The organism is Silvanigrella sp. (genome assembly GCF_044369315.1).
Classification (GTDB): Bacteria; Bdellovibrionota_B; Oligoflexia; order Silvanigrellales; family Silvanigrellaceae; genus Silvanigrella.
In genome coordinates, this window is record NZ_JBIPMD010000076.1 from 1 (window position 1) to 13,500 (window position 13,500).

The following is a 13,500-nucleotide window of genomic DNA, read 5'->3' on the forward strand; positions in this document are numbered from 1 at the left end:
TAGATGCTTTACTTGATATTTCTAAATGAGATTGTTTGATACTTTCTCTGTCAATATTGGATTGCTCAAAATGTTTTCTAATTTTTTCGAGTTCAATTTCTATTTGATTTCTATTGGAAACAACTTCATCTAATCCTAATGAAACCTTATTCAAATTTTCTGCAATTGCTTTTCTATCTGCGGCAATTTGCCCTCTGGATTCATAATTTGTGAGATGGTTTTCTGTTACTTTTTGAATTTGTTGATTATAACGAGAAATCGTATCAAGCATAGATTCATTTCGTGCACGTAGAGAGTTTCTGCTAGATTCTATCGCTTTCATTTCGGAACGAATTTCATCACCACGCATTCTTTCTACTTGCAAGGACTCATCTAATTCTTCGAGTCTTTCTTGAAAACCTTCTTTTTCTAAATCAATTTTTTGGAGACTTAGACCTAATTTATCAACCTCAAGCATGAGCTGATTTTGTTTTTCTTCTTCGCCTTTTAAATTGAACTGTTCTTCAGCAAGTTCTTTTTTAATTTTATCTTTTTGTAAAATTCGTTCTTCATGTCTTTTTTTATAGTTTTCTCGACGTTCTTGATATTTTGTCAAAGCAATTTTTTGATCATCGAGTTGATTTTCTGTGGCTTTGATTTGTTGCGTTAATTCGAGTTGAGTTGATTTGAGATCATTTGCTGTCGCTTCCCACTCGTTTGCTTCCAAACTAGACTGTTGAATTTCAGAAGAGCGGCTATCGACTTCTTTTTTAATTTTAGATGCAATATTGCGGTAAAAACCAACATGATTTTTAATTAATTCAATTTCTTTATCTTTTAATTCTTGTGAATAAGAAAGTTTTAAAGAAGCTTTTTCAACTTGTTCTGATAAAGATTCTTTTTGACGAGTTAATTCTTGTTCTATTTCAGCTAGATTTTTTATACGCTCACTAGTAGAAGTCAGTCTTTTTTCGGCTTCTTTTCTTCTCACTTTAAATACAGTAATACCTGCAGTTTCTTCAAGAATTTCTCTTAAATCTTCGGGAGAGGCTTGAATAATTCGATCTCTTTTATCTTGTTGAATAATGGCATAACTTTTTGACCCAAGACCAATCGATAAAAGAAAATCAACAATATCTTTTAAGCGACAAGGTTCCCGGTTCATGAAATATTCTCGTTCACCGCCGCGATTGATTCTTCTGCCAATCGATATTTCAGGTAGATGCATATATTCAGCAGGGCAATGCAAACCATCATTTGAAAAAATTAAGGTAACTTCTGCTAGACTTAATGGCTTTCTATCTTGTGATCCAGAAAATATAATGTCAGTGGGATCATCTGCTCTTAAACTTTTTGCCGTTTGCTCACCCATGACCCAACGGACGGCATCGATAATGTTTGATTTGCCCGAACCATTTGGCCCTATCACACCTGTGATTCCGTCATGGTAATGAATATTTACTCTATCAGCAAAACTTTTAAAACCTGAGATATGGATAGACTTCAGTTTCATGTGATCCTTGCGTGCAATTATAAAAAATAAAAAAGGAAAATAAAAAAATCCCCAATGTCTGGTTTTATAGCAAAGACTTCCTTACCAAACAAAGGCCCTCTTATTTATGCCTTGAGAACTTCCCTATCACAATGGTTAACATCAAATAAACGAAAAAATGAGAATCGCAAACTTTGTTTTACTTTCAGTAACTTATCCTATTTTAAAAAATAAATAAATGTTTGTTTTTTGAACTTTGTTTTATTTTATTAAAATTAAAATCATATTGATCTTATAAATTTAAATATTCCTATTTGTTTTTAAATAGCCTGTTACATTAAGTTGATTTTGTAATTATTGATATAAATAAATAATGCACATTTTGCTTGTTTTTAGGGCTGTCTAATTTGCATGAATAACCTTTTTAAGTGTAATAATTTATAGTCTGTTTTTTTTAACGTTTCAAAATGGGAAGGGGAATCTTTTAATGGCTACACTAGGAGTAAATATTGATCATGTAGCGACGTTGCGCCAACAACGGGGTACGAAATATCCTGATCCTATTGATGCTGCTGTTTTGGTTCAAAATGCAGGGGCAGATCAAATTACAGTTCATTTAAGAGAAGATAGAAGACATATACAAGATAGAGATGTAAAACTTTTAAAGCAAGTTCTCCAAATTCCTTTAAACTTAGAAATTGGAAATACAAAAGAAATGTTAGATTTTGCATTATCTATTCGCCCAAATATGGTAACTCTTGTTCCAGAAAAAAGAGAAGAACGAACAACGGAAGGTGGGTTAAATTTAACTCAAGGTTACGATTCTTTGAAAAATACCACAAAAATTTTGCAAGATTATGGAATCCCTGTAAGTTTATTTGTTGAACCGAATTTAGAGGATATTGAACTATCAATGAAAATTGGTGCAAAAATGGTTGAACTTCATACAGGACGTTATGCGGAACAGGATGGAACTTTAGCAGATGAAGAATTTGAGAGAATTTGTAAAGCAACAAAACAAGCTCATAAGTTTGATCTCATCGTACATTCGGGGCATGGGTTACATTATCGTAATGCCAAAAGAATCGCTAAAATAGAAGGCATGTGTGACCTTAACATTGGTCATAGCATTATCTCATACGCTGTGCTTGTCGGATTAGAGAGAGCTGTACAAGAAATGAAAGCAATTGTATCTTAACTTCGAAAATATTCTCAAGAAGTAAATTTCTTATAGAAATAAATAAGGAAACACAATGACTTTTATTAAAAGCCAGATTTCATTATTATCAGAAGATTATAAACAAAATTATATTCACAATAAAGATATTTGTGCAAATTTAAATAAATTACAAGAGTCGATACGATTGGGCGGAGGAGAAAAAGCAAGAGAACGTCATCAAAGCCAAGCAAAAATGTTTGTTCGAGATCGAATTAAAAATATTTGTGATCCTGGATCTCCTTTTCTTGAAGTTGGTATGCTTGCCGCGCATGAAGTCTATGAAGATAATGTTCCAAGTGCGGGAGTTGTTGCAGGAATTGCTCAAGTCTCTGGAAGAATGTCTATGATCATTGGAAATGATGCCACTGTGAAAGGTGGAACATATTATCCTTTAACGGTAAAGAAACACCTTCGCGCACAGGAAATTGCATTAGAAAATAAGTTACCCTGCATATATTTAGTGGATAGCGGGGGAGCTTTTCTTCCCATGCAAGCCGAAGTTTTTCCAGATAAAGAACATTTTGGCCGTATATTTTATAACCAAGCTATGATGAGTGCCAAAGGCATTCCGCAAATTGCTGTTGTCATGGGCTCTTGCACAGCGGGCGGTGCTTATGTTCCAGCAATGAGTGATCAAACAATCATAGTAAATAAAACAGGTACTATATTTTTAGGCGGCCCTCCTCTTGTGAAAGCAGCCACAGGAGAAGATGTCACAGCAGAATTTTTAGGTGGTGCTAAAGTTCATACGGAGATGAGTGGAGTAGCGGATCATTTTGCAGAAAATGATTCTCACGCTATTTTTATTTTAAAAAATATAATTGAAAATTTAGGAAATAGAAAACAAGCAGATTTAAAAATAAAATCCTTTGAAAATCCTTTATATGACCCCGATGAAATTTTAGGAATTTGGCCTAAAGATTTGCGAAGACAAATTGATATTAAAGAAGTCATTGCTCGCCTAGTAGATGGAAGCCGTTTTTTTGAATTTAAAGAAAGATATGCTCCCACAATTGTTACAGGTTTTGCAAATATTGAAGGAATTCCATGCGGTATTATTGCAAATAATGGAGTGTTATTTAGTGAAAGCGCTCTTAAAGTAACGCATTTTATTGAGATATGTACGAAAGAAAAAATTCCATTGGTATTTTTACAAAATATAACTGGTTTTATGGTCGGATCTCAATATGAACGCTCTGGTATTGCAAAAGACGGTGCGAAAATGGTTCATGCTGTTGCGACCGCTAAAGTACCAAAAATTACTTTATTATTAGGTGGCTCCTATGGTGCGGGAAATTATGGGATGTGTGGCAGAGCTTATTCTCCAAGTTTTTTATGGACATGGCCATCAAGTCGAATATCAGTCATGGGAGGTGAACAAGCTTCTCAAGTTATGGTCACCGTAAAAAAAGATCAACTTGCTCGCGAAAATAAAGAATTAACAAACTCACAAGTTGAAGAAATTGCCGCTCCTATACGCCAAAAATACGAAAAAGAAGGTCATCCCTATTATGCATCAGCACGGCTGTGGGACGATGGCGTAATTGATATGTGTAATACACGTGCTGTCATTGCATCGAGTTTAGCTGTTACTTTAAATACTCCTATAGAAGAAACCAATACCGGTATTTTTAGAATGTAAATTTTTTCATTTTTGGAGAATTGTTTATGTCAAAAAAAGAGTTTATTCGAATTGCAAATGCTGGTGGTTATTGGGGTGATGATCCTTATGCATTACGAAGACAAATTTATGGAGAAATGAAACTAGATTATATTTCTATAGATTTTTTAGCTGAAGTAACAATGAGTATTCTGCAAAAACAAAGAGCAAAAGATCCTCAAGCAGGTTATGCTCGAGATTTTATTTCCGCATTAGATCCCATCATAGAAGAATGTCTCAAACGTAAAATAAAGATCATCACAAATGCGGGAGGTGTAAATCCACGATCCTGTGCCGAAGCTTTATTTAATCTTGCAAGAAAAAAAAATCTTAATTTAAAAGTCGCTGTTATTGATGGTGATGACATATTAAATGCAATTCCTAATTTAAGAAATAATGGTGTTGATTTTAAAAACATGGAGACAGGGGAAAATTTTGCAAATTATGCTGACAAAGTATTATGTGCAAACGCTTATTTTGGGGCATTGCCTGTAGCAGAAGCTTTAAAAAATGAGCCTGACATTGTTTTATGTGGGCGAGTTACCGATACAGGAATTACTCTTGGCGCCATGATGTATGAATTTAAATGGAAAATAGATGAATATGATAAATTAGCGCATGGAATTGTTGCGGGACATATTATTGAATGTGGTGCACAAGCTTCAGGTGGTAATTTCACAGATTGGCAAAAAGTACCAAGTTTTATTGATATTGGTTTTCCCATTGTAGAATGTTACGAAGATGGATCTTTTTACGTAACAAAACATCCTAATACAGGTGGTTACATTAGCTGTCAAACCGTTCGTGAACAGTTACTTTATGAAATGGGAACACCTCAAAGTTATATCACTCCCGATGTTATTGCCGATTTTTCTTCTATTCAGATAACGCCAAGTACCGCGGAAAGAGTAAAAGTTTCGGGGATAATAGGAAGAAAACCAACCGATCTTTTAAAAGTAAGTATTGCATATGAGGATGGTTGTAAATGTTCTGGTACTTTAATTATTTCAGGACCTGATGTTAGAGCAAAAGCTGAAATGTTTGCTAAAGTATTTTGGATTCGTTTAGAAAGCGAATTAATAAAAGCAGGATTTTCTTCAACAGTTCAATTTAAAAATACGGAATATGTTGGTGATGATAGCACTCATAAAGGAATGCTTAAAAAACATGATGCCATTGAAATACTACTTAAATTAACAGTTCGCGATAGCAATAAAGACAAACTAAATGTTTTTAGAAAATTGTTACCTAGTATGATTTTAAGTGGTCCTGCTGGAGTTGCAGTTACAGGTGGTGCGCCTACTATTTCTGACGTTGTTAGTTATTGGCCAGCACTTATGCCACAAGAATATTCTTTACCTAATATCCGAGTTTATGAACAAAAAAAAGGTGAAGAAAATTTTAAAACCATTTTTGAAAAAGTTCAAATGCAATGGCCTATCACAAAAGGAACAGCAGAAATCGATCATCCTCCAATTGATCCATGGAATCCAAGTTTAATAAGTACAATGTCTACCTCAAGATCCATCAGAGTATGTCTTATGGAAATTGCACATGCACGCAGCGGTGATAAAGGAGATACCGTTAATATTGGTTTGATTGGAAGAAGTCCAGAGTGTTACGTTTGGTTAAGAGAAAATATTACTTCTGAAAAAGTGAATGACTGGTTTCATAGTCTTTGTAAAGGTAACGTTCACAGATATCTGGTTCCAAATTTATGGGCAATTAATTTTTTATTAGAAGAATCTTTAGGTGGTGGGGGTACAATGAGTTTACAAATTGATGCCCAAGGAAAAACATTTAGCCAAGCGTTATTGCGCTGTGAAGTCGATATTCCAGAAACTTTACTTGCAACTATTATCCCTGAAAATAAAGCATGTGCAGGGGAACTTGTAAGAAGGAATGCTCTATGAATAATATTTATTATTCAGGAAAATGTATTCGAGTAGAAAGTTTAGATCATGGTGTTAAAAAACTTATTTTAACCCGTTCCGATATTAGAAATGCTTTTAATGAATCTATGATAAAAGAAATTTCTACTATGCTTACTGAATTAAGTAAAATTGAAAATGCAAATGAAATGCGTTTACTTATTTTAGAAGGGGAAGGGAAGGTTTTTTGCGCAGGTGCTGATCTCAATTATATGAAAGATCAATCATTAAGAAATTTAGATCAAAATAAAGATGATGCGAGCAATTTAGGACAAATGTTTTATAAATTAGCTTCTTTTCCATGTCCTGTAATTAGTCTTGTTCAAGGAGCAGCCATTGGCGGAGGTTTCGGTTTGGTTGCTTGTTCCGATTTTACGCTTGCAGAAGAAAACGCTATTTTTGCGACCAGTGAGGTTATATTAGGCATTGTTCCTGGTGTTATTAGCCCATATATCATTAGAAAAATTGGAGTAGCTCATGCCTCTTCTTTTTTATTAAATGGAAAAAAATTAACGAGTAAAGAATGTCTTATTTCAGGTTTAGTGAATAAAATAACAGATCATGAAAATTTAAAATCAGAATTAAATACATTAATAAATAGTTTTTTGTTAGCAGGACCAAATGCAGCAAGAAGAACAAAAGAACTTATTATAAATGCATCTCCATTTCCAAATAAATCTCAATTTGATTTTACTGTAAAACAAATAGCAGAAGCACGATCCAGTGATGAAGGAAAAGCTGGTATTCTTGCTTTTTTTGAAAAAAATTCCCCTTACTGGTGCAATGGAATAACAAAATGAAAAAACTAGTTATTGCTAATAGAGGAGAAATTTCAAGGCGTATTTTAAAAGCTGCAAAACAACGCGGTTACTTTGTTGCTGTCATTTCTACTCAAGAAGATTCTGATTCTTTAGTTTGTAAAGAAGCGGATTTTGTTTTATTGGTCACAAGTTTTTTAAATTCAAATGAAATCGTTCAAAAATCAAAAGAGTGGGGCGCCCATTTTATTCACCCTGGATATGGATTTCTTTCTGAAAATTCTGAATTTGCAGAATTGATAGAAAAAGCCGGAATTGTTTTTGTGGGACCTACACCTGAAAATATGAAAATGATGGGAAGTAAAGAAGCCGCTAAACATGTTGCAAATCAGTGTTCCGTTCCTACTTTAAATGCTTTACTTTCTCATGATTTAAAAGAAATACCAACTTCAGAATGGGATAAAGAATTAAGTAAACGAAAAATATTTTCTCCATTTTTGGTAAAAGCAAGTGGAGGAGGTGGCGGTCGAGGAATGAGGATTGTAGATAACGTAACAGAACTTCCGAATGCAATTAAAAGAGCATCAGAAGAAGCAAAAGCATCATTTAATGATGGCACTGTTTTTGTGGAACGTTATCTTACTGCGCCAAGACATATTGAAATTCAAGTTTTTGGTGATGGCAAAGGAGGTGGGGTCTTTTTTGGGGAAAGAGAATGTTCTTTGCAGAGACGTCATCAAAAAGTAATTGAAGAAGCTCCTTCTTCACAAATAACAACAATCCAAAGAGAAAAAATGGGGAGAGCCTCATTAGAGTTGGTTAAGTATACAAAATATAGAGGCGCTGGGACATTAGAGTTTTTAATGGATGATGCGGGGCATTTTTATTTTTTAGAAATGAATACCAGGCTTCAAGTAGAACATCCTGTTACTGAAAATGCTTATGGAATTGATCTTGTTCATGCTCAATTTGATCTCGCAGAAGGAAATTGGCCCATTCCTTTTCCAAATTCAAATGAGTTTCATATACTCGAGCCTCAATGTGTTTCGTTAGAAGCGCGTATATTAGCAGAAGATCCTCGCCATGATTTCCTTCCCACTCCAGGTAAAATTCTTTTTTACAAAGAGCCTAGTGGCGAAGGTATTCGCGTAGATTCTGGTGTCGTTGAGGGCGCGCGCGTTAATTCTAATTTTGATTCCATGATAGCAAAACTGATTGTTTCTGCTCCCAATCGTGCTTTGGCAATAAAAAAAATGTCTTCCGCTTTGGAAGATTTTGTTATTTTAGGATGCACTACAAATATTCCATTTTTGCAATCTATTGTTAGACATCAAGACTTTCTTCTAGGAGAAGAATCTACAAATTGGATAGCTAAAAATATTGATGATTTAAATAAAAATATAGTTTCACAAAATTTAATAAATATTTTTAATTCTAATAAATTCAGAGAAAAAATAACTTTATTATTAGAAGGTGAAACTCAATTTTCTAAAATTAACTCTATTTTTAATAAACAAAATAAATTTTTATCCCGCGTAACACCAAATATTGATATCCAAGAGTTTGATGATTTTGAAATTATGAAAAGTTCCCAAAAAAATAAATTTTATGTATCTGGGGAATCGATCATGAGAACATTTAAAAATTTAAATGATCAAAATATATTCTTTTCAGAAAAATATAATTATAATTTAAACTGTTCTTCTTTTCAAAATGAGATTAGAATACCATTTTATGCTTCTAGATTATCTCAGCAAGAAATTCATGTTCATCTATTTGGAGAATATTTAAAGCTAAAATGCCCCTTTTATGAAGCGGGAACTCATAATAAAAATTCATCTGAGAGTGGCGAAGTTCGTGCTCCTATGGCAGGTAAAGTATTTGAGGTTCTTATCAATGAGGGACAAGATGTTTTACAAGGACAAGTTCTCTTCATTGTAGAATCTATGAAAATGCAACTAGAAGTAAAAGCAGCGGGAAATGGCAAAGTAACAAAGGTTTTTGTGGAGCAGGGGCAAATTTTATCAGGCTTAGATATCATGGCTATGGTAACTTTAATAAAGTAGTATTTATGAATTTAAGTAAAATTTGTTAAGAATGGCTAGTACAAAACCACCAATTCAGCTCGTGAACGGTTATTTATTTTGAAGGAAACAGTATTATGACAAGCTATCATAGTAACGCTCAAGAGATTCGAGAAGTCATTCAAACAGTAAGGGCTTTTGCTGCAAAAGAACTCGCTCCTTACGCAGATGAATTAGATCGTGAAGAAAGACTCGCTCCTGGCATTTTTCGACGACTTGGTGAACTTGGTATTTTGGGATTAACCTGTCCAGAAGAATTTGGTGGTGCAAAATTAGGCGCCGTTTCCGTTGTGGCTGTGATGGAAGAATTAAGTTACGCTTGTCCAGGAACTTGTTTAAGTTATCTAGCCCATTCTTTATTATTTGTTCATAACCTTGCTCAAAATGCCTCACCAGAACAACTCGTTCGTTATTTGCCTAGCTGTATTTCGGGAGAAATGGTCGGCGGAATGGCAATGACAGAGCCAGGAGCGGGTTCCGATGCTATTGGTTTACAAACAAAAGCGGTCAGAAAAGACGATCATTATGTTTTAAACGGATCTAAAATGTTTATTACAAATGGTCCTGTTGGGGACGTTTTTTTAGTTTATGCTCGAACCGGTGAAGATCGTATGTCACTTTCTACTTTTATAGTAGAAAGAGGTTTTCCTGGGTTTTCTGTAGGAAAAAAACTTTCCAAAATGGGAATGAGAGCAAGCCCTACGGGAGAGCTTGTTTTTAAAGATTGTATCGTTCCAATTGAAAATCGTGTTGGAGAAGAAGGTACTTCTGTTAAACATATGATGAAAAACTTGGATATTGAAAGAGTTGGACTTGGTGCCATGTCGTTAGGTATCGCTCGAGCTTGTTTAGACCACTCCTTAAAGTATGCTCAAGAGCGTCAACAATTTTCTGAAAATATTATCAACTTTCAAGCTATTAGTGAGAAAATAGCAAATATGTATATTGGCTATCGTGCGGCACGTTCGTTTATTTATGAAGCAGCTCAAGTAATCGAAGAGGGCAGAAGAGCAAATCAAGAAGCGGCAGCAGCAAAAGTCTTTGCCTCTGAAATGGCGACAAAAGTTGCCTTAGATGCTATTCAGGTACTTGGAGGTTATGGATATATCCGAGAATTTCCAGTGGAACGTCTCATGAGAGATGCCAAACTCATTGAAATTGGGGGCGGAACAAGTGAGATTTTGAGAAACATCATAGTTAAAGAATTTGTCCGTAAAAGTAGCAAATAGTGAATTTTTTAAATTCAACATTGTATTGAAAGTTCTTTAGCATATGCCTACAATCTACCTAATGGAGTGGATTAAAATGAATTTTAAATTCATTTAATTTGGGAGTATGAGATTTGCAGGATAGTTCAAATAACTTAATTATAAAAAGTCTGGCTCCATCAACAGATAGACTACCACTTTTTATTGTAGGTGATGTGCACGGTTGTGCGCGTGAGCTTGTTGAACTTATTGAAACCGCAAAAAAACATATTCCAAAGTTTCAATTAATGTTAGTTGGCGATTTGTTTACAAAAGGCCCCGATCCAGTCGGGGTTTATGAAGTCATTCAGGAACACTCTGCCTTATGCATAAAAGGAAATCATGATTGGGCTTTGTGGTCCACAATTCAGCAAGCGCAAAAACGTAGTTTTCATTCTTTAGCAGAACATACAAAACAAACTCTTCATTTAATTCGCTATCACAAAAGAGCTATTTTTGATCTTCTTTGTTCGTTACCTCACGCTTACGTAACTACTGTTGTTACCCAATTAAAAAGAAGCGAATGGGAAACTGAATATCCGCTTATCATTGTTCATGCTGGATTAGATGCCACAAAAGGTTTGCTTGGTACAACAGAAAGAATGTTATTAACAGCTCGTTACGTAAAATGGGATTTAAAAGGAAATGAAAAAAAGCTTTTAGTTGTTCCTGCTGGATATCGTTCAGAAATTTTAAATCAATCTTTAAATTCTTCAAATACACAAAAATCAGCAACAAGTTCTGAAAAGGAGCGTTTTCGTTGGCATGAATTGCATAATGGTCCTGCTCTTATTGTTTTTGGCCATGATGCAAAACAAGGATTATTTCGCAAAACGTTACCTTCAGGTAGACCCATTTGCGTTGGTATCGATACTGGGTGTACTTATGGAAACAGTTTAACAGGATATTTTCCTGAGATTGATTTAGCAATTCAAGTAAGATCTCAAAGAAAATATTTTGATATCAAAAAAAATATTATTCTTCTCAAACCTCATCAATCAAGGCTTGCTGTGGTTTGAAATGAATTAGAATGGATTTCTTTTATGAATGATCATGATTCTGTTGCTGCTCCAGCTGATTCTGTAAATAAACAACTTTTTAAAGGCGCTGAGTCCTTTTTTGATTTGTTACTTAAGCAATCTGCCAAAATAAATTACGTAACAATTCGGACTTATTGTAATGGTGCTTGGCATCAACTTTCTGGCCGAGATTTTTGTTCTCATTTAGGAAGAGCCACCGAATATTGGACAAATTTACTTCCTATTTCTCAACGTCAATATGGACAAAGTATCATTTTAATTGGAAGAAATACATACAATTCATTTGTAGCCATGATGGGTGCTGTTCTTGCTGGTTTTGATGTTATGTGTGCACCTTCTCAAATGTCTAAAAGTGATTTAAAATGGTGCTTAAATTATTTTAAAGGTGTTGCAATTGCTTCTGACATAGATGAATTAACTTATCAACTAGATGGTTTTTCTGTCCCTTTTTTAAATATTTCATCAGCAGCTTGGATGCCACAAGATAAACATCCTGAACCTGAGTTGTTAACACTTTATAGAGAATATAAAACAATTCATACACCTTTAACGACCACGTCAGACTTATATGATGAAAATAATTTAAATGATTTAAAAGATCAAAATAAAATAAATTCCGTTGTTATTCCCGAAGATTCTCCTTGGCGAAAAATAAAACCAGGAAGATTTTCTTTTGTTTCCTTTGGTCATGACGGTTTTCAAAAACCAGAAATATTAATGCCCGATTCCTTGGTTTTAACAGCACAAAATTTTATCATTCATGCAGAATTTCCAAAACAAATTTTTTGGAAAAGCATGGAACTTATGATGCCAAGTAACCCATTTGCCCATTTAAGTCGTTATTGCGCTATGCTAAAAAATGGAATTATTGGTTTTCCAAATCCAAGTACAGATTGGGAAACAAATTTACGAATTTTAAGACCCAGTTATATATTTGGAAGTTCATTTGAATTAGAACAGCTTTGTTCCTTTGTTGAACATGTTGCAAAACGTTCGTCACACAATCCTAGATTCCAGTTAAGTGAAAAAATAGATAAAGTACAAAATTTACTCGCTTCAAGTCGTGCTATGAAAATTCCAGAAGGAGTTTTTGATATTTTAAAAAGATCACTTAGAAAAACATCGCGACTTATTTCTGGGCAAACCTTTTTAAAAGAAGCCGTGGAAGACTTACGATTTGTTGTTCATGGATTAGCGCCGGCTCAAGAAGCTTATGTTAGAAATCTTGAAAAACTTGGAATTCCCGTTTTGGAATCTTACGGAACAACACATGCTGCAGGAATGTTATCTAGTAATTTATTTCATGCTGCACACTTTAAAGTAATTGGAACTCCGTTACCTCACGTTAATTTTAGATTGGGTGCACATTCTACATTGGAATACCGTTTATCTTTTCCAACATTTGAAAATGCAGGAAAATGGGAAGAAACAGGTGATGTAGCACAAATGACTCCATTTGGATTTATTATTACAGGAAGGAAAAGGCATTTATTTGTAACCTTAGGAGGAACTGTAGTTTCTCCTGTAAGACTTGAACAACTCTTAAAAGAAGATGATATTATTTCTGATGCCTGCGTCATTGGTGATAAAATGCCATATCTTTCAGCTTTAATTGTTTTAAATCACAATGCACTAGCGGATTATCGAGCAGCACCAGATAAAATAAAGGAACATGTACAATCCATTGTCAATCGTGTGAATGAATCTTTACCAAGAAACGTAACATTAAAAAAATTTTTTATATTAGATAAACCGTTTACGGAAGCTAGTGGTGAAAAGTTAACTAATGGAGAAATTAACCGCCTTAAAATTCAAGAAACAAGAGCAACATTGATCAGTTCTTTGTATCAATAAAAATCATTTCTACTTTAGTTTGCGAGCAACTTTTTTTTGAGATAATCTTATTTGTATAAATTCCCTCATGCATTGGAGGTCTCATGCAACTGCATACTGAAAAAGTTTTTGAGCTAGTGAAAGAAGTTTATAGCCCATCTCTATTTAATGAGTTAAATTGGTCTGGGAGTTATTCTGATTACCTAGCAATGGCTGAAAAAAATCCCAAACTATGTCGTACTGCTTTTCAAAGAATT

General features: G+C 34.2%; 9 protein-coding genes. 8 read left to right on the plus strand and 1 reads right to left on the minus strand.

Going from position 1 to position 13,500, the window contains the following annotated elements; genetic code table 11:
- A partial coding sequence (locus tag ACIQ56_RS08155; protein WP_397600576.1) for an AAA family ATPase occupies positions 1–1,492 on the minus strand: 1,492 nt, incomplete at its 3' end.
- A gap of 466 nt (positions 1,493–1,958) precedes the next feature.
- Between ACIQ56_RS08155 and ACIQ56_RS08160 the strand changes: the two genes are divergently transcribed.
- The 8 genes from ACIQ56_RS08160 (at position 1,959) to ACIQ56_RS08195 (ending at position 13,264) form a co-directional block, all read left to right on the plus strand.
- Positions 1,959–2,669, plus strand: a complete 711-nt coding sequence (locus tag ACIQ56_RS08160) for a pyridoxine 5'-phosphate synthase (protein ID WP_397600577.1) — start codon at positions 1,959–1,961, stop codon at positions 2,667–2,669.
- A gap of 55 nt (positions 2,670–2,724) precedes the next feature.
- On the plus strand, positions 2,725–4,332 hold the full coding sequence (locus ACIQ56_RS08165) for a carboxyl transferase domain-containing protein (RefSeq protein WP_397600578.1): 1,608 nt from the start codon (positions 2,725–2,727) through the stop codon (positions 4,330–4,332).
- 26 nt (positions 4,333–4,358) lie between these two features.
- On the plus strand, positions 4,359–6,263 hold the full coding sequence (locus ACIQ56_RS08170) for an acyclic terpene utilization AtuA family protein (protein ID WP_397600579.1): 1,905 nt from the start codon (positions 4,359–4,361) through the stop codon (positions 6,261–6,263).
- Positions 6,260–7,081 (plus strand): enoyl-CoA hydratase-related protein, encoded by an 822-nt coding sequence (locus ACIQ56_RS08175; RefSeq protein ID WP_397600580.1) that lies wholly within the window; start codon positions 6,260–6,262, stop codon positions 7,079–7,081. Before ACIQ56_RS08170 ends, ACIQ56_RS08175 begins: the two co-directional genes overlap by 4 nt.
- Entirely contained in the window at positions 7,078–9,105 is a 2,028-nt protein-coding gene (locus tag ACIQ56_RS08180; RefSeq protein ID WP_397600581.1) for a biotin carboxylase N-terminal domain-containing protein, read from the plus strand. The genes ACIQ56_RS08175 and ACIQ56_RS08180 overlap by 4 nt, the downstream gene beginning before the upstream one ends.
- Before the next feature lie 95 nt (positions 9,106–9,200).
- Complete coding sequence (locus ACIQ56_RS08185) at positions 9,201–10,352, plus strand: acyl-CoA dehydrogenase family protein (protein WP_397600582.1); 1,152 nt, start codon at positions 9,201–9,203, stop codon at positions 10,350–10,352.
- A gap of 113 nt (positions 10,353–10,465) precedes the next feature.
- A complete protein-coding gene (locus ACIQ56_RS08190) occupies positions 10,466–11,389 on the plus strand; it encodes a metallophosphoesterase (protein ID WP_397600583.1) in 924 nt (307 codons plus the stop codon).
- 24 nt (positions 11,390–11,413) lie between these two features.
- Positions 11,414–13,264 (plus strand): hypothetical protein, encoded by a 1,851-nt coding sequence (locus ACIQ56_RS08195; protein ID WP_397600584.1) that lies wholly within the window; start codon positions 11,414–11,416, stop codon positions 13,262–13,264.
- Positions 13,265–13,500 lie beyond the last annotated feature (236 nt).